The 17771-nt window shown below is 63.8% G+C and carries 16 protein-coding genes and 2 tRNA genes; 16 read left to right on the top strand and 2 right to left on the bottom strand.

The window, feature by feature from the left end:
• Positions 1-58: 58 nt before the first annotated feature.
• The 9 genes from miaA (at position 59) to GJV37_RS23045 (ending at position 9776) form a co-directional block, all read left to right on the top strand.
• A complete protein-coding gene (miaA, locus tag GJV37_RS23085) occupies positions 59-1021 on the top strand; it encodes a tRNA (adenosine(37)-N6)-dimethylallyltransferase MiaA (protein WP_065085564.1) in 963 nt (320 codons plus the stop codon).
• A 106-nt stretch (positions 1022-1127) separates the two neighbouring features.
• Complete coding sequence (gene hfq, locus GJV37_RS23080; RefSeq protein WP_017520393.1) at positions 1128-1376, top strand: RNA chaperone Hfq; 249 nt, start codon at positions 1128-1130, stop codon at positions 1374-1376.
• A gap of 12 nt (positions 1377-1388) precedes the next feature.
• Entirely contained in the window at positions 1389-2690 is a 1302-nt protein-coding gene (hflX, locus tag GJV37_RS23075) for a ribosome rescue GTPase HflX (protein WP_024764326.1), read from the top strand.
• A 95-nt stretch (positions 2691-2785) separates the two neighbouring features.
• The gene (hflK, locus tag GJV37_RS23070) at positions 2786-3958 is read left to right on the top strand and encodes an FtsH protease activity modulator HflK (RefSeq protein WP_024764327.1); all 1173 of its coding nucleotides are present in this window, start codon (positions 2786-2788) and stop codon (positions 3956-3958) included.
• On the top strand, positions 3958-4827 hold the full coding sequence (gene hflC, locus GJV37_RS23065) for a protease modulator HflC (protein WP_024764328.1): 870 nt from the start codon (positions 3958-3960) through the stop codon (positions 4825-4827). The genes hflK and hflC overlap by 1 nt, the downstream gene beginning before the upstream one ends.
• A gap of 107 nt (positions 4828-4934) precedes the next feature.
• Complete coding sequence (locus GJV37_RS23060; protein WP_037012084.1) at positions 4935-5120, top strand: DUF2065 domain-containing protein; 186 nt, start codon at positions 4935-4937, stop codon at positions 5118-5120.
• A gap of 34 nt (positions 5121-5154) precedes the next feature.
• On the top strand, positions 5155-6333 hold the full coding sequence (locus GJV37_RS23055) for an ATP phosphoribosyltransferase regulatory subunit (protein ID WP_024764329.1): 1179 nt from the start codon (positions 5155-5157) through the stop codon (positions 6331-6333).
• 64 nt (positions 6334-6397) lie between these two features.
• Positions 6398-7693, top strand: a complete 1296-nt coding sequence (locus GJV37_RS23050) for an adenylosuccinate synthase (protein ID WP_170858880.1) — start codon at positions 6398-6400, stop codon at positions 7691-7693.
• 148 nt (positions 7694-7841) lie between these two features.
• Complete coding sequence (locus GJV37_RS23045) at positions 7842-9776, top strand: methyl-accepting chemotaxis protein (RefSeq protein WP_170858881.1); 1935 nt, start codon at positions 7842-7844, stop codon at positions 9774-9776.
• A 176-nt stretch (positions 9777-9952) separates the two neighbouring features.
• Here the strand turns inward: GJV37_RS23045 and GJV37_RS23040 are convergent.
• Positions 9953-10039: transfer RNA gene (locus GJV37_RS23040), tRNA-Leu, on the bottom strand.
• 145 nt (positions 10040-10184) lie between these two features.
• A tRNA-Leu gene (locus tag GJV37_RS23035) sits at positions 10185-10271 on the bottom strand.
• 205 nt (positions 10272-10476) lie between these two features.
• On the opposite strand from GJV37_RS23035, the gene rnr reads away from it, so the two are divergent.
• From rnr to dnaB, 7 genes are all read left to right on the top strand, one after another.
• Positions 10477-13218, top strand: a complete 2742-nt coding sequence (rnr, locus tag GJV37_RS23030; RefSeq protein ID WP_170858882.1) for a ribonuclease R — start codon at positions 10477-10479, stop codon at positions 13216-13218.
• Complete coding sequence (gene rlmB, locus GJV37_RS23025; protein WP_170858883.1) at positions 13215-13967, top strand: 23S rRNA (guanosine(2251)-2'-O)-methyltransferase RlmB; 753 nt, start codon at positions 13215-13217, stop codon at positions 13965-13967. The genes rnr and rlmB overlap by 4 nt, the downstream gene beginning before the upstream one ends.
• Positions 13968-14170: 203 nt before the next feature.
• Complete coding sequence (rpsF, locus tag GJV37_RS23020; protein ID WP_015479136.1) at positions 14171-14587, top strand: 30S ribosomal protein S6; 417 nt, start codon at positions 14171-14173, stop codon at positions 14585-14587.
• Positions 14588-14616: 29 nt separating this feature from the next.
• Positions 14617-14847 carry a 30S ribosomal protein S18 gene (rpsR, locus tag GJV37_RS23015; protein WP_003095634.1) on the top strand — a complete coding sequence of 77 codons (231 nt, stop codon included), beginning with the start codon at positions 14617-14619 and terminating at the stop codon, positions 14845-14847.
• 34 nt (positions 14848-14881) lie between these two features.
• Positions 14882-15751 (top strand): hypothetical protein, encoded by an 870-nt coding sequence (locus tag GJV37_RS23010; protein WP_037012089.1) that lies wholly within the window; start codon positions 14882-14884, stop codon positions 15749-15751.
• A gap of 21 nt (positions 15752-15772) precedes the next feature.
• Entirely contained in the window at positions 15773-16219 is a 447-nt protein-coding gene (rplI, locus tag GJV37_RS23005; protein WP_015479134.1) for a 50S ribosomal protein L9, read from the top strand.
• A gap of 140 nt (positions 16220-16359) precedes the next feature.
• A complete protein-coding gene (gene dnaB, locus GJV37_RS23000; protein WP_038803348.1) occupies positions 16360-17754 on the top strand; it encodes a replicative DNA helicase in 1395 nt (464 codons plus the stop codon).
• Positions 17755-17771: the final 17 nt, after the last annotated feature.

Here is a 17771-nt window from a genome sequence, read left to right as displayed (position 1 = left end):
GGAAAGTGCAGTAAACTGCGCGCCAATCGATTCAGCAGTGCGCAATAACGAGCTCCCGATGTCCTTGCCTCCCGCCATTTTCCTCATGGGCCCCACCGCCGCCGGCAAGACCGACCTGGCGCTGGAGCTGGCGCGTCTGCTGCCGGTGGAGCTGATCAGCGTGGACTCGGCGCTGATCTACCGCGACATGGATATCGGCACCGCCAAGCCGCCGCGCGAGGTGCTGGAGGAATTCCCGCACCGACTGATCGATATCCGTGACCCCAGCGAGGCCTATTCGGCAGCGGAGTTCCGCGCCGACGCCCTGGCGGCCATGGCCGAAATCACCGCGGCCGGAAAGATCCCGCTGCTGGTCGGCGGCACCATGTTGTATTTCAAGGCGTTGCTGGAAGGCCTGGCCGATATGCCCAGTGCCGACCCCGTCGTACGTGCCGAACTGGAAGCCTGGGCGGCCGCCGAAGGCTGGAGTGCCCTGCACTCGGAACTCGCCCGCGTCGACCCGGAGTCGGCGGCGCGCATCCACCCCAACGACCCCCAGCGGCTTGTCCGGGCGCTTGAGGTCTTCCGTGTCAGCGGTATGTCCATGACTGCACACCGCCTTCGCCAGGCTAGTGAAAATGCGGGTCTTGGCGCGCAAGGCGGTGGACAATTACCGTATACTGTGGCTCACCTGGCGATTGCGCCTCTGCAGCGCCAGGTGTTGCACGAGCGTATCGCGCAACGTTTTGACCAGATGCTGGAACAGGGCTTCATCGCCGAGGTCGAACGCCTTCGCGCAAGAAGTGACTTGCACGTGGGGCTACCGTCCATAAGAGCGGTGGGTTACCGACAGGTATGGGATTACCTCGAGGGCAAACTGTCCTACGCTGAGATGGTGGAGCGCGGCGTCATCGCCACGCGGCAGCTGGCCAAGCGCCAGTTCACCTGGCTCCGCAGCTGGAGCGATCTACACTGGTTGGACAGTCAGGCAAGCGACAATTTGCCGCGTGCCTTGAAATACTTTGAGGCGGTCTCCATATAGGCTCGAGACCTTAATTCCGGCCGTCTATCCTTGGGGTTCAGGACGGCGTTAAGCCAAATTCGACTACTACTAAATCAGTATTTTACCCTTACAAGGAGTGCGGCATATGTCAAAAGGGCATTCGCTACAAGACCCTTACCTCAATACCCTGCGCAAAGAACGCGTTCCGGTTTCCATCTACCTGGTCAACGGCATCAAGCTGCAGGGTCAGATCGAATCCTTCGACCAGTTCGTCATCCTGCTGAAGAACACTGTCAGCCAGATGGTCTACAAACACGCTATTTCCACCGTGGTCCCCAGCCGCCCCGTGCGCCTGCCCACCGGTGATCAACCGGCCGAGCCGGGCAACGTTTGACGGGAGTCCGCCTTGTTCTTTGAGCGCCCGGGTGGTGGGGAACGGGCCATTCTGGTCCATCTGGAAGGTCAGGACCCCGAGGCGCGCGAAGACCCGCAGGAATTCCAGGAGCTGGCCCGTTCGGCAGGCGCGGAATCGGTTGCTTTCGTCAGCATTTCGCGCCATCAGCCCTCAGCCAAGTACCTGATCGGCAGCGGCAAGGTCGAAGAATTGCACGACCTCGTCCACGCCGAGAAGGTCGAGCTGATCATCTTCAATCACACCCTCACGCCGAGCCAGGAGCGCAACCTCGAGCGAGCGCTCGAGTGCCGCGTGCTCGATCGTACGGGTCTGATTCTCGATATCTTCGCCCAGCGCGCCCGCACCCACGAGGGCAAGCTGCAGGTGGAGCTCGCCCAGCTGGAACACATGAGCACGCGTTTGGTGCGCGGCTGGACTCACCTTGAGCGCCAGAAAGGCGGTATCGGCCTGCGTGGCCCGGGTGAAACCCAGCTGGAAACCGACCGGCGCCTGCTGCGTGGGCGTATCCGGCAGATCAAGTCGCGCCTGGAAAAGGTTCGCAGCCAGCGCGAGCAGGCCCGTCGTGGCCGCCGCCGTGCGGAGATTCCGGCGGTTTCCCTGGTGGGTTACACCAACGCCGGCAAGTCCACGCTGTTCAATGCGCTAACCACATCCGAGGTCTACGCGGCCGACCAGTTGTTCGCCACCCTCGACCCGACCTTGCGCCGTCTGGAACTCGATGACGTTGGGCCGATCGTGCTGGCTGACACCGTAGGCTTCATTCGCCACCTGCCGCACAAGCTGGTGGAGGCGTTTCGGGCTACCTTGGAAGAGTCCAGCAACTCCGACCTGCTGCTGCATGTGATCGACTCCCACGAGCCGGATCGCGATGCGCAGATCGAGCAGGTGCTGGCAGTGCTCAAGGAGATCGGCGCGAACGAGTTGCCGATGCTCGAGGTGTACAACAAGATCGACCTGTTGCCGGACCTGCAGCCGATGATCCAGCGCGACGAGTTGGGCAAGCCGGTCCGTGTCTGGCTGTCGGCGCGTGAATCGCGTGGGCTGGAATTGCTGGAGCAGGCGATTTCCGAGTTGCTGGGGGAGGACATGTTCGTGGGAACGCTCTGCCTGCCGCAGCGCCTGGGACGACTTCGGGCTCAGTTCTTCGAGCTGGGTGCGGTACAGTCTGAGAATCACGACGAACAAGGACGCGCCGTTTTGCAGGTCCGCCTGCCGCGTGTCGAGTTGAACCGCATGGTGAGCCGCGAAGGCTGGCAGCCGTCGGAGTTCATTGCGCAACACACTTTGCAATAAAGCCCGGCACACTGTTTTTGGCAGGGTAATGGGCATTCGGTAGCATAGGTGGGCGCGCCGTAGGCGCGTTTTCGCGTTATCAGATGGAGAGCGCTATGGCTTGGAATGAGCCGGGTGACAACTCGAACAAGAACGACCAGGACCCCTGGGGTGGACGCCGTGGTGGTGGTCGCCAGGGCCCGCCTGATCTGGATGAGGCCTTCCGCAAGCTGCAAGACAGCCTGAATGGAATTTTCGGCAAACCCAAGCGCGGCAGTGGTTCGGGCGGTGGCGGCAGTGGTCGGGGCGGTAGCCTCGGTCTGTTCGGTATCGGCTTGGCTATCCTCGCCGTGCTGTGGCTGTACAACGCCATTTACGTCGTGGATGAGCAGGAGCAGGCGGTGATCCTGCGCTTTGGCCAGTACCACGACACCGTGGGCCCCGGCCTGAACATCTACTTCCCGCCGATCGACAAGAAGTTCCAGGAGAACGTCACCCGCGAGCGTGCCTACAGCAAGCAGGGTCAGATGCTCACCGAAGACGAGAACATCGTCGAGGTTCCGCTGACCGTGCAGTACAAGGTCAGCAACCTGAAGGACTTCGTGCTCAACGTCGACCAGCCGGAAGTGAGCCTGCAGCACGCCACCGAAAGCGCCCTGCGTCACGTGGCCGGCTCCACCACCATGGACAAGATCCTCACCGAGGGCCGCGAACAGATGGCCACCGAGGTGCGTGATCGCCTGCAGCGTTTCCTCGATACCTACAAGACCGGTATCACGGTGACCCAGGTGAACATCCAGAGCGCCGCCGCGCCGCGTGAAGTACAGGAAGCGTTCGACGACGTGATCCGTGCCCGCGAGGACGAGCAGCGCGAGAAGAACCAGGCCGAAGCCTACGCCAACGGCGTGGTGCCCGAAGCCCGTGGCCAGGCCCAGCGCATCATCGAGGAAGCCAACGGCTACCGCGATGAAGTGGTTTCCCGCGCCCAGGGTGAGGCAGACCGCTTCACCAAGTTGGCCAGTGAGTATCACAAGGCTCCGGAAGTCACCCGTCAGCGTCTGTACCTGGACTCCATGCAGGATGTCCTGAGCCAGACCAGCAAGGTGCTGGTCACCGGCCAGCAAGGTCAGAACAACCTGATCTACCTGCCGCTGGACAAGATGATGGATGGCCGTGGTTCGGCAGCTCCGAGCACCGCGCCCAGCGCGAGCAGCAGCACGCCGGATATCGGTTCGCGGGTCGCCAGCGACCTGCAGCAGCGTGACACGCGTACCCGGGAGAGCCGCTGATGAGTAACAAGTCCCTGATCGCCCTCATCGCGGGTGTGGTGGTTGCTGTTGCCGTCTGGAGCAGCGTCTACGTGGTGCAACAGACCGAGCGCGCCGTCATGCTGCGCTTCGGTCGCGTGGTCGAGCCGGACGTGAAGCCCGGTCTGCACTTCAAGATTCCGTACGTCAACACGGTGCGCAAGTTCGATGGCCGCCTGCTGACCCTGGACTCGCCGACCCAGCGCTTCCTGACGCTGGAGAAGAAAGCGGTGATGGTCGACGCCTACGCCAAGTGGCGCGTCTCCGATGCCGAGCGCTTCTACACCGCGACTTCCGGCATGAAGCAGATTGCCGACGAGCGTCTGTCCCGTCGTCTGGAAGCCGGTCTGCGCGACCAGTTCGGCAAGCGCACCCTGCACGAAGTCGTGTCGGGGGAGCGTGATGCGCTGATGGGTGACATCACTGCGTCGCTGAACCGCATGGCGCAGAAGGAGTTGGGTATCGAGGTGGTCGACGTTCGCGTCAAGGCCATCGACCTGCCCAAGGAAGTGAACCGTAGCGTGTTCGAGCGCATGAGCACCGAGCGTGAGCGGGAAGCCCGCGAGCACCGCGCCAAGGGGCGCGAACTGGCCGAAGGTATCCGCGCAGATGCCGACCGTCAGCGTCGTGTGCTGCTGGCCGAGGCCTATCGCGAATCCGAAGAAACCCGTGGTGACGGCGATGCCAAGGCGTCGGCGATCTACGCCAAGGCCTACTCTGCCGATCCGGAGTTCTACGCCTTCACCCGCAGCCTCAAGGCTTATCGCGAGAGCTTTGCGGACAAGAAGGACGTGCTGGTGCTCGATCCGAGCAGCGAGTTCTTCCGCTATCTGGAAAAAGCTAAACCGTAAGTCAAAGTCTCCGGCGGGCGGCAGCGCCCGTCGGAGAAATCGTGTTATCATGGGTCAGCCGGGAAATCCCGGCTTTTTTGCGTCCGCGAGAATGATGTACGAGAGCCATGTGGCAGGAATTCGGCAAGGCGTTCTGTCTGTTGCTGGTGCTGGAAGGCATCCTTCCATTCCTGTACCCGCGTGGTTGGCGCGACGCCGTGAGCGGGCTCGGGCGCCTTGGCGACCGCAGTCTGAGACTCATCGGGCTGGGCAGCATGCTGCTCGGCACCGTCCTTCTTTACTGCATTCATTGAAGTGCCGCCCGGCCTAAAAAAGGAGAGAGGCGACATGGCAACGGTAGACCGCTGGCTGCTGCCAGATGGGATCGAAGAAGTGCTGCCACCGGAGGCGGCTCGCGTTGAAGCAGCCCGCCGTCAGGTGCTGGACCTGTTCCAGCGCTGGGGTTACGAGTTTGTCGTCACCCCGCATATCGAATACCTGGAATCCCTGCTGACCGGTGCCGGCCAGGATCTGGATCTGCGGACCTTCAAGGTCACCGATCCGGCGTCCGGCCGTCTGATGGGCTTCCGTGCGGACATCACGCCGCAAGTGGCACGCATGGACGCCCACAGCCTGCGTCGCGAAGGGCCGAACCGCCTGTGCTACGCCGGCAGCGTGCTGCATGCCCGCCCGCGTGCGCTGGCGACTTCGCGCAGCCCGATCCAGCTGGGTGCCGAGCTATACGGCAATACCGGCTCGGCGGGTGACGTCGAAGTCATCAGTCTGCTGCTCGACATGCTCGAGATGGCCCAGGTGCCGGACGTGCACATGGACCTTGGTCATGTTGGCATCTACCGTGGCCTGGCCCAGGCTGCCGGGCTGTCCGGCGAAGTCGAGCAACTGCTGTTCGACGCCCTGCAGCGCAAGGCCGTGGATGAAATCGCGGCGCTGACCGAAGGCCTGCCGGGCGATCTCGCCGGCATGCTGCGTGCGTTGGCTGAGTTGTGTGGTGGCCGCGAGGTGCTGAGCCAGGCGCGTGAAGTGCTTGCCGGGGCTCCGGCTCCGGTGCAGGCCGCCCTGGCGGACATCGCGGCCATCGCCGACTCGCTGGCTGCGCGCTTCCCGCAGCTGCCGCTTTATTTCGACCTCGGCGAGTTGCGTGGCTATCACTATCACACGGGCGTGGTGTTTGCCGCGTTCGTGCCTGGGGTTGGCGAGTCCATCGCCCAGGGCGGTCGTTACGACGACATCGGCGCTGATTTCGGCCGTGCCCGTCCGGCGACCGGTTTTTCCACCGACCTCAAGACCCTGGTCACTCTCGGCCGCGCCCAGCTCGACGAGCCGCGCACCGGAGTCTGGGCGCCGGCCGATGGCGCCGGCTTGTGGCAGGCGGTGCAGCAGCTGCGCCGTCAGGGCGTGCGCGTGGTGCAGGCGCTGCCCGGGCAGGATGCGGCTTCGGCTACCGAAGCGGGCTGCGACCGGCAACTGCTGGTTCGCGATGGCAATTGGCAGGTGGCCGCGCTCTGAGGCGCGTCACTCGAGTTTCTGCCGGCCGCGGCCGGCACCGAACATCCACGATGGGGACAAGTTTATGGGTAAGAATGTCGTAGTCCTGGGCACCCAGTGGGGTGATGAGGGCAAAGGCAAGATCGTCGACCTGCTGACCGACCAGGCTGCTGCCGTGGTGCGTTACCAGGGCGGCCACAATGCCGGTCATACCCTGGTGGTCGCTGGCGAGAAGACTGTGCTGCACCTGATTCCGTCGGGCATCCTGCGCGAAGGCGTGCAGTGCCTGATCGGCAACGGCGTGGTGCTGGCGCCCGATGCGCTGATGCGCGAGATTGCCAAGCTGGAAGAGAAGGGCGTACCGGTGCGCGAGCGCCTGCGCATCAGCCCGTCCTGCCCGCTGATCCTGTCCTTCCACGTGGCCCTGGACCAGGCCCGCGAGAAGGCCCGTGGCGACGCCAAGATCGGCACCACCGGTCGCGGCATCGGCCCGGCGTACGAAGACAAAGTGGCCCGTCGTGGTCTGCGCGTGGGCGATCTGTTCCACCGCGAGCGCTTCGCTGCCAAGCTGGGCGAGCTGCTGGACTACCACAACTTCGTCCTGCAGAACTATTACAAGGAACCCGTCGTCGACTTCCAGAAGACTCTGGACGAGTGCATGGCCTACGCCGAAGAACTGCGTCCGCTGATGGCCGACGTGACCTCGACCCTGCACGACCTGCGCCGTGCCGATGAGAACATCATGTTCGAAGGCGCCCAGGGTTCGCTGCTGGACATCGACCACGGTACCTATCCGTTCGTCACCAGCTCCAACACCACGGCCGGCGGCACCGCCACCGGTTCGGGCTTTGGTCCGCTGTTCCTGGATTACATCCTGGGGATCACCAAGGCCTACACCACTCGCGTGGGTTCCGGCCCGTTCCCGACCGAGCTGTTCGATGAAGTCGGCGCCCGTCTGGCCAAGGTCGGTCACGAGTTCGGCGCCACCACCGGGCGTGCCCGTCGTTGCGGCTGGTTCGATGCCGTCATCCTGCGTCGCGCCATCGAGATCAACAGCCTGTCCGGCCTGTGCCTGACCAAGCTGGACGTCCTCGACGGCCTGGAAACCGTGCGCATCTGCACCGGCTACCAGAATGCCGCCGGCGAACTGCTGACCGATGCGCCGACCGATGCCGACAGCTACATCGGCCTGCAGCCGGTCTACGAAGACCTGCCGGGCTGGAGCGAGTCGACCGTCGGCGTACAGAGCCTGGAAGGCCTGCCGGCCAATGCGCGCGCGTACATCAAGCGCATCGAGGAGCTGGTTGGCGCGCCCATCGACATCATCTCCACCGGCCCGGACCGCGCCGAGACCATCGTCCTGCGTCATCCGTTCGGCTGATCCACACGCTGTACCGCGACGGGCCGCTCATGCGGCCCGTTGTCGTTTCTGCCCTCCGTGTTTTGCTGCCCGGCACGCGCTTTGCTGGTGAAATGGATCGGCGCGCCATCTGCGCCAGAGTTCCGTTGCCTCCCGGAGGAAGCCTGCCGTGTCCGCCGTCCTGTCGCTTCTGCGCAGCCGCTTGCTGCGCCCCGCATTCATTGCCTTGGGCATCGCACTGCTGGTGCAACTGGCGATTGCCCTGTGGCTCACTCGCAGCACCGTCGATGGCCTGGTCAGCAATCTGGGGGATCACCTGGGTAAGGAATCGCAACGCCTGGCTGGTGAGCTGGAGCAGGCCGGTCGCGAAGTGACCTCCGGTTTGAATGATCTTTCCGCGCGTACCCGCGAGCGCCTGGGCTCGGCGCTCTCCGCGCGGCTGGAAGAAGAGCAGGGCGAGTTGCGCCAGAGCCTGGAGCAGAGCCTGCGCCAATCCGCCACCGAATTGGCGCAGTTGTTGGCTGCCGTGGCGCCCAAGGCCATGTGGGATAACGACGTGCCGCTGCTCTCCGATTACGCTCGGCGCGCTCAGGCCAATCCCAATGTGCTCTTCGTGGTCTACGACGATCCGCAGGGCCAGCACCTCACCCGTTACCTCAATCGCGAGGATGAGCGGGTCAAGGCGCTGCTGGAAAAAGGCAAGGGTGAGCGGGCGCTGGACAAAGTACTGGAGGCCGCGAGCCACGACAGCTCGGTGTTTCTCGTTGAAGCGCCGATCAGCCCGAATGGCGTGGAAATCGGCAAAGTGCGCCTGGGTGTTTCCACCGATGCGATCGAGAAGCGGATCGCCGCGCTGGATCAGCGCTTCTCTGCCCTGGTCGCCAGTGGTGATCAGTTGGTGGGGGACAGCCTTGCCGGCGCAGCTGCCGACAGCGCCAGGGCGCTGACTGCGCGTCTGCAGTCGGCGAAACAGGCGGCAGACGGCATGAGCCTGGGCGCGAAGACTTCCATCGAGGAGGCCGCGAGTACCCTGCGTTGGCGCATCGGTATGGGCTTGGTGCTGGTGGGTCTTGGTGTGCTGTTGTGCCTGGCAGTCGTGCTCGGTCATCGCGTGGTGAATCGTCTGCGCCTGCTGATCAATGCCTTGAATGACCTGGCGGCGGGTGAGGGTGACCTGACCCGCCGGGTGCGCCTGGATAGTCGTGATGAGCTGGGCGAGATGGCGACAGCGGTGAATCGCTTCGTCGACAAGCTTCAGCCCATCGTGCGGGAGGCCGGGCAGGTTGCTCAGCAGACCGGCAGTGAAATTGCCGCGCTGGCCACTCGCAGTGCCAGTGCCGAGGCGGCAACGGACCGGCAGCGCAATGAAGTCGCCGGCAGCCTGGAGGCGCTTTCCGGGATGGCGGCGGAAGCGGAAATAGAGAGCCGCTCCATGGAGGCGGCCTTGGCTCGGGTCGGAGAGATCCGCAAGGCGGCGCAGGACAATGCAGCCATTGCCCGCAAGGTCGGTGGCCTGATCGAAACCCTGGAGTCCCGTGTGCAGAGCGGCGCCGGCGTGATCGAGCGCCTGGCGCGGCAGAGCGAGCAGATCGAAGTGGTGCTCTCGGTGATCCATGGCATCGCCGAACAGACCAACCTGCTGGCACTGAACGCCGCCATAGAAGCGGCTCGCGCGGGTGAAAGTGGGCGCGGTTTCGCCGTGGTGGCGGACGAGGTGCGAGCGCTGGCGAGCAAGACCCAGCAGTCCACGGGCGATATCCAGTCGCATATCGGTGCGTTGCAGCAGGGTGCACGGGAGGCAGTCTCGGCTATCGGGCAGGCTCGTGAGCAGGCTGTTCAGGGGTTGGCCGCGTTGCAGGATAGCGAGCGGCTGCAGCGTGAAGTGCAGAGTGCGGTGGAGGAAGTGCACGGGGCCATCGAGGCGGCGACCCATTCGGCGCAGCAGCAGGCGGTTGGTGCTGCGGCGGTGCGCGGCCGGGTCGAGGTGATCCATGCCGAGGCAAGTCGAGCCGCGGAAGCGGTGAGTGCGACGGCCAGCAGTGGGCGAGTGCTCGATGGGTTGGCCGGTCAGTTGCGCGCCAGCCTGGGGCAGTTCAAGGCGTGAAGGTGCGCACGGCCCCGGTGTTTGTGTGGAGGCGAGCGCTGTCCGCGATGGGATCGGGCTGGGCGCGGGGCTGATATCGCCGGCAGAGCTCGCTCCTGCGCCTGGTTTGAATTCTTGGCGAGGCGGAAAGCCGAAAACGAAAAAGCCGAGCAGTGCTCGGCTTTTTCGTTTGAAGATGGTGCCCAGGAGAAGACTCGAACTTCCACGGTGTTGCCACCGCTAGGACCTGAACCTAGTGCGTCTACCAATTCCGCCACCTGGGCATGCTTTTCAGCATGGGGTGCGATGATCGCTCATCGTCTTGCGGTGATGCAACCCTTGGTTGCATCCAGCGGTCTATCGTTCGGTTTCAGGGTTCCGAACCCGCCTGACAAAGCCCGTAAATGACTGACTTTATCCTTGAATAAGTGGTGCCCAGGAGAAGACTCGAACTTCCACGGTGTTGCCACCGCTAGGACCTGAACCTAGTGCGTCTACCAATTCCGCCACCTGGGCACTGGAGTCGATGATTACTCATCGTTTCCGTGTTACAACGTCTGTCTGACGCTGTGGGCGCGAACTATACGGAGAGCGTTTTCGCTTGTAAACCCCTGATGCGATAAAAAATTTATTCTTGCCCGAAGCTGACCGACGAGCGGATTTCGCGCTTCAATAAGCACATGGCGATCCATACCCCTATATATAAGGTGACCGCACTTTAATGGCCGATTGGCAAAACCTCGATCCCGAGGCCGCCCGCGAGGCGGAAAAATACGACAACCCCATCCCCAGCCGTGAACTCATCCTGGCGCACCTCGCCGAGCGCGGCGCTCCCGCGACGCGGGCCCAGTTGCTGGATGAACTTGGCCTCTCCGGCGAAGAGCCGGAAGAAGCGCTGCGCCGCCGACTGCGCGCCATGGAGCGCGACGGCCAGCTCATCTATACCCGCCGTGGCGCCTATGCGCCGGTGGACAAGCTCGACCTGATCCTCGGCCGCATCGCCGGCCACCGCGACGGCTTCGGCTTCCTCATCCCCGATGACGGCAGCGACGACCTGTTCCTCAGCCCGACGCAGATGCGCCTGGTGTTCGACGGTGACCGCGCCTTGGCGCGTGTGTCGGGCTTCGATCGCCGCGGCCGCCGTGAAGGCGCCGTGGTGGAGGTGGTCGAACGCGCCCACGAGACCATCGTCGGCCGCTATTTCGATGAAAGCGGCATCGGCACGGTGGTGGCCGACAACCCGAAGATCCAGCAGGAAGTGCTGATCCCGCCGGGCAAGGCCGGCAAGGCCAAGCACAATCAATTCGTCCAGGTGCGCATCGACGTCTGGCCGAGCGTACATCGCCAGGCCCAGGGCGAAGTGGTGGAAGTGCTCGGCGACTACATGGCGCCGGGCATGGAGATCGAAGTCGCGCTGCGCAGCTACGACATCCCTCACACCTGGCCCGAGGCAGTGGAGAAGGAAGCGGCCAAACTCAAGCCTGAAGTGCTGGAGAAGGATAAAGAGAAGCGCGTCGACCTGCGCGCCCTGCCTTTCGTCACCATCGATGGCGAGGACGCCCGCGACTTCGACGACGCGGTCTACGCCGAAAAGCGCAAAGGTGGTGGCTGGAAGCTGTTCGTCGCCATCGCCGACGTCTCTCATTATGTGAAGGTCGGTTCGGCCCTGGATGAAGAGGCGGCCAAGCGCGGCAACTCGGTGTACTTCCCCGAACGCGTGATTCCGATGCTGCCGGAGATTCTCTCCAACGGCCTGTGCTCCCTGAATCCGCTGGTCGATCGCCTGGCCATGGTCTGCGAGATGAATCTCTCCAAGGCCGGCAAGATGACCGACTACCAGTTCTACGAGGCGGTCATTCATTCCCACGCGCGCCTGACCTACACCAAGGTCAGTCAGTACCTGGAAACCCCGGACAGCCCCGAAGGCCAGCGCCTGAAGGAACAACTGCCGGCGGTGGTGCCGCACCTCAACACGCTTTATGACCTGTACAAGGTCCTGGTCGGTGCGCGCCATGTGCGTGGAGCCATCGATTTCGAGACTCAGGAAACCCGCATCGTCTTCGGTGCGGACCGCAAGATCTCAGAGATTCGTCCGACCCAGCGCAACGACGCACACAAGCTGATCGAGGAATGCATGCTGGCGGCCAACGTGGCCACCGCCAAATTCCTCGAGAAGCACGCGATTCCGGCGCTGTATCGCGTCCACGACGGCCCGCCGCAGGAGAAGCTGAACAACCTGCGCCAGTTCCTCGGCGAGCTGGGGCTGACGCTGTACCGGGGCAAGGGCGATCCGACCCCGGCGGACTACCAGAAGCTGCTGGAGTCCATTCAGGGTCGCCCGGACCTGCAGCTGATCCAGACCGTGATGCTGCGTTCGCTGAGCCAGGCGGTGTACAGCCCGGAGAATGCCGGCCACTTCGGCCTGAACTACGAGGCCTATACCCACTTCACCTCGCCGATCCGTCGCTACCCGGACCTGCTGACCCATCGTGCCATCCGTGGCCTGATCCGCTCCAAGGCGGCTTCCGAGCATGTGCAGCGCGTCGGCGCGGCCAGCATGCCCAAGGCGCGAATCTATCCGTACGACGAGGCGCGTCTTGCCCAGCTGGGTGAGCAGTGCTCGATGACCGAGCGCCGCGCTGACGAGGCGACCCGCGACGTCACCAACTGGCTGAAGTGCGAGTTCATGCGCGAGCGCGTGGGCGAGACCTTCCCCGGCGTGATCACCGCAGTGACCGGCTTCGGCATCTTCGTTGAACTGACTGACATTTACGTCGAAGGCCTGGTCCACGTGACCGCGCTGCCGGGCGACTACTACCACTTCGATGCCGTGCATCACCGCCTCGCGGGCGAACGTACCGGCCGCAGCTTCCGCCTGGGTGACGCCGTGGAAGTGGTCGTGGCGCGCGTCGACCTGGATGAGCGCAAGATCGATTTCGAGCTCTCCGACAATGTGCTCAGCGCGCCGATTGGCCGCAAGAAGCGTAGCGAGAAGGCCGAGCCGGTTGCCAAGGGCAAAGTGGCCAAGGGCAAGGCGCCCAAGGGCGCAGTTGCCAAGGAGAAGCCGGCCAAGGCCCGCGCCCAGGTGGCGGATGATCCGTTCTTCGCTCCCGACGTGGCCGTGGTGCCGTCGCACCAGCCGCGCAAGCGCAAGGTTGGCGTGGTCCAGGCGCTGCCGTCGGTGGCGCCGGAGATGCTCGCCAAGGCCGAGGAGATGCTCGGCAATACCGATGTGCGCAAGAGCCGCGAAGTGAAGAAAGCGCTGCTCGAAGAGGCCAAGGTCGGCGGTAACAAGCCGGCGACCGGCAAGGGCAAGTCTGCGTCCGCCGCTGGCAAGCCGCGCAATCCGTCGAAGCAGAAGGCCCGGTCCGGCAAGTCAACCAAGCACCGCAAGGGGGCGTCGCAGCCCAAGGCGGGTGCATCGACCGGCGCTCCGGCAGGCAAGGGTAAGGCGAAGAAATGAGTCAGTGGGAAAAGGTCTACGGGGTCCATGCCGTAGAAGCGTTGCTGCGCCATCACCCGAAGCGGGTCAAGCAACTGTGGTTGGCCGAAGGTCGGCATGATCCGCGCGTCCAGGCGCTGGTCGAGCTGGCCGGCCAGGTGCGCGTGCCGGTGGGCACGCGCGACCGCAAGGAGCTGGACGAGTGGGCCGAGGGCGTTCACCAGGGTGTGGTCGCCGAGGTCAGCCCGAGTCAGGTGTGGGGCGAAAACATGCTGGAGGAGCTGCTGGAGCGCTCCACCGGTCCCGCACTGCTGCTGGCACTGGACGGCGTGACCGATCCGCACAACCTCGGCGCCTGCCTGCGCACCGCCGATGCGGCGGGCGCGCTGGCGGTGATTGTGCCCAAGGACAAGTCTGCGACCCTCAACGCCACCGTGCGTAAAGTCGCCTGCGGCGCCGCCGAGGTGATCCCGCTGGTCGCCGTGACCAATCTCGCGCGTACCCTGGAGAAGCTTCAGCAGCGCGGGCTGTGGATCGTCGGCACTGCCGGTGAGGCGACCCAGATGCTCTACGAACTCGATCTCACCGGGCCGACCGTGCTGGTGATGGGCGCCGAGGGCAAGGGCATGCGCCGCCTGACCCGCGAGCGCTGCGACTACCTGGCCAAGTTGCCGATGCAGGGCAGCGTGAGCAGCCTGAATGTCTCGGTGGCTACCGGTGTGTGCCTGTTCGAGATCGTCCGCCAGCGCCAGATCAAGGCTGGCGCCTGACGTCCCCACGCAAGGCGGCCGGCGCCGCCTTGCGCTGTTCAAAGTTTCACCAGTTTTCCTTGCGCCCCCTGGCACGCTTCTCTAGAATGTCGGCCCTTGCCGTCCTGGCAGGTGCTCGCGCGCCTTCTCTGGTGGCAAGGAAAAAATCATTCACTCCTTGTCTGACCGCTTAGTCGGCAGGCTGCAATCCGTAAGGAGCATTTATGCGTCATTACGAAATCGTGTTCCTGGTTCACCCGGACCAGAGCGAACAAGTCGGTGGCATGGTCGAGCGTTACACCAAGGCCATCGAAGAAGACGGCGGCAAAGTCCACCGTCTGGAAGACTGGGGCCGTCGTCAGCTGGCTTACGCCATCAACAACGTGCACAAGGCTCACTACGTTCTGATGAACGTCGAGTGCACCGCCAAGGCCCTGGCCGAGATGGAAGACAACTTCCGCTACAACGACGCCGTGATCCGTAACATGGTCATCCGTCGCGACGAAGCCGTTACCGGCCAGTCCGAAATGCTGAAGGCCGAAGAGAGCCGCAACGAGCGCCGTGAGCGCCGTGAGCGTCCCGAATCGAACGAGGGCGAGTCCGCTGACGGCGAAGATAGCCGCGACAGCGCTGACGAGTAATCCCGGACCAGTATTGAGGAGCCACACACATGGCACGTTTCTTCCGTCGTCGTAAATTCTGCCGTTTCACCGCTGAAGGCGTGAAAGAGATCGATTACAAAGATCTGAACACCCTGAAGGCCTACGTTTCCGAAACCGGCAAGATCGTTCCGAGCCGTATCACCGGCACCAAAGCCAAGTACCAGCGTCAGCTGGCGACCGCTATCAAGCGCGCCCGTTACCTGGCCCTGCTTCCCTACACCGACAGCCACGGCCGTTGATCGGGCAGTCGACTGGAATTGATGGATAGATCGCATGCGCGCATTGGCTGAATTTGTCATGCGAGGCCGCATGCAGGCGACCCTGGTGGTCGTCGCAGCCGCGGTACTGCAGCCTTTGTTCTGGCTCGGTGCCGCAGCAGGCAGTCTGGTGCTGTTGCGCCGTGGCGCCGGCGATGCCTTTGGCATCCTGGTGTGGGCGCTGCTTCCGGCACTGGCCTGGTGGTACCTGGGTGACCCCAGCGTGAGTCTGGTTCTGGTGGGTAGTGCCGTGCTGGCGCAGGTTCTGCGCAGCAAGGTGTCCTGGAATCAGGTGATGCTGGCGAGCGTTGTGCTCGGTGCGGTGTTCGTGCTGCTGCTCAGCACGGTGTCGGCCGGGTTGGTCGCAGGTCTGGCCGATGCATTCGGCAAGGCCCTGCCGCAGGTTCTGGCCGAAGCCAAGCTTTCGCCGGAACAGATGGCCGCCCTGCAGGCGGAGATGGTTCCGACCATCACCGGCCTGATGGCAGCCTCGCTGCAGACGATCAGCCTGTTGTGCCTGATGCTGGCGCGTTATTGGCAAGCAGTACTGTTCAACCCGGAAGGGTTTGGCCGCGAGTTCCGTGCACTGCGTCTGTCGCCGGGCACGGCTGTAGCGCTGCTGGTCGGCGTTGTGGCGCTGCCCTTCGCAGGGCCCGCGGCCACCATGCTGGCGCCGCTGTGCATGATTCCGCTGCTGTTCGCCGGGATCGCACTGGGGCACGGCCTGGCCGCGCTGAAGAAGCTTCCGGGCTTCTGGCTGGCACCGCTGTACCTGCTGGTATTCGTACTGGGCAATGTGATCTGTCTTGTCGCCGTCGTCGACAGTCTGTTTGATTTTCGCGGTCGCCTGGCCAAGCGCCAGAAAGCTGCGAACGGTGAAGGTTAAAAGTTAAGAGGTAAGACTCAAATGGAAGTCATCCTGCTGGAAAAGATCGCCAAACTGGGCAACCTGGGCGACAAGCTGAACGTAAAGGGCGGTTACGCTCGTAACTACCTGCTGCCGCAGGGCAAAGCCACCGCTGCCACCGCTGCCAACGTCGCTGCTTTCGAAGAGCGCCGCGCAGAGCTGGAAAAAGCCGCTGCTGAGAAAAAAGCCGCTGCTGAAGCTCGTGCTGCCCAACTGGCCGAACTGATCGTGACCATCGGCGCCCACGCTGGCGACGAAGGCAAACTGTTCGGTTCGATCGGCACCCGCGACATCGCCGACGCCGTTTCGGCTGCCGGCTACCCGCTGGAAAAGAGCGAAGTTCGCCTGCCCGACGGCGCCCTGCGCGCTGTAGGCGAATACAACATCGAAGTGCAACTGCACATGGATGTTGATGCAACCCTGCACGTGGTTGTAGTCGCCGAGTAAGCGATCCGTCGCTAGGACGTTTCGCACATCTTGCATGGGCGAATCAGTCCGCTAACATCGGGCACGGTACTGAAATTCGGTACCGTGCCCTTTGTTTTTTCCGCCTTTGAATTTCTACGAAGAGCCCGCACGAAGCGCCCATGAACGACATCACCGTCCCCGAGCAATACGACCTGCAGACCGCTTCCCTCAAGGTGCCGCCGCACTCGATCGAAGCCGAACAGGCGGTGCTGGGTGGCCTGATGCTCGACAACAACGCCTGGGAGCGCGTCTCCGACGCCGTGTCCGATGGTGACTTCTACCGCCATGACCATCGCCTGATCTTCCGCGCCGTCTACAAGCTCGCCGAAGCCAACCAGCCGATCGACGTGGTGACGCTCTCCGAGCAGCTCGAACGCGAAGGGCAATTGCCCCAGGTGGGCGGCCTTGCTTACCTCGCCGAGCTGGCGAAGAACACGCCTTCGGTGGCGAACATCAAGGCATACGCGGGCATCATCCGCGAGCGTGCCACCTTGCGGCAGCTGATCGGCATCAGCAGCGATATCGCCGACAGCGCCTTCAACCCCGAAGGGCGCAGCGCCAACGAAGTGCTCGACGAAGCCGAGCGCAAGATCTTCGAGATCGCCGAAGCGCGGCCCAAGACCGGCGGCCCGGTGGGCATCGGCGATATCCTGGTCAAGACCATCGACCGCATCGACCACCTGTTCAACACCTCGGACGCGCTGACCGGCATCACCACCGGCTTCACTGACCTCGACGAGAAGACCAGCGGCCTGCAGCCGTCCGACCTGATCATCGTGGCCGGCCGACCCTCCATGGGCAAGACCACCTTCGCCATGAACCTGGTGGAGAACGCCCTGATGCGCAGCGACAAGGCGATCCTGGTGTACTCGCTGGAGATGCCCTCCGACTCCATCGTGATGCGTATGCTCGCCTCGCTCGGGCGCATCGACCAGACCAAGGTGCGTACCGGCAAGCTGGACGACGAGGATTGGCCGCGACTGACCTCGGCGGTGAACCTGCTCAGCGACCGCAAGCTGTTCATCGACGACACCGCCGGCATCTCGCCCTCGGAAATGCGCGCGCGGACCCGTCGCCTGGCGCGCGAACACGGCGAGATCGGCATGATCATGGTCGACTACCTGCAGCTCATGCAGATCCCCGGTTCCGCCGGCGACAACCGGACCAACGAGATTTCCGAGATTTCCCGCTCGCTCAAGGCGCTGGCGAAGGAATTCAACTGCCCGGTGGTGGCGCTCTCCCAGCTCAACCGCTCGCTGGAACAGCGCCCCAACAAGCGCCCGGTGAACTCCGACTTGCGCGAATCCGGAGCGATCGAGCAGGACGCCGACGTGATCATGTTCGTCTACCGCGACGAGGTGTATCACCCGGAGACCGAGTTCAAGGGCGTCGCCGAGATCATCCTCGGCAAGCAGCGGAACGGCCCCATCGGCACGGTGCGCGTGGCCTTCCTCGGTCGCTACAGCCGCTTCGAGAACCTCGCGCCCGGCATGTACAACTTCGAAGACGAGTAACGATGCCGCATTCCGCG

Source organism: Pseudomonas nitroreducens, from assembly GCF_010994165.1.
Taxonomy (GTDB): Bacteria; Pseudomonadota; Gammaproteobacteria; order Pseudomonadales; family Pseudomonadaceae; genus Pseudomonas; species Pseudomonas nitroreducens.
Note: the sequence above shows the minus strand (reverse complement) of the source record. Positions and strands in the feature narration are given on the sequence as shown.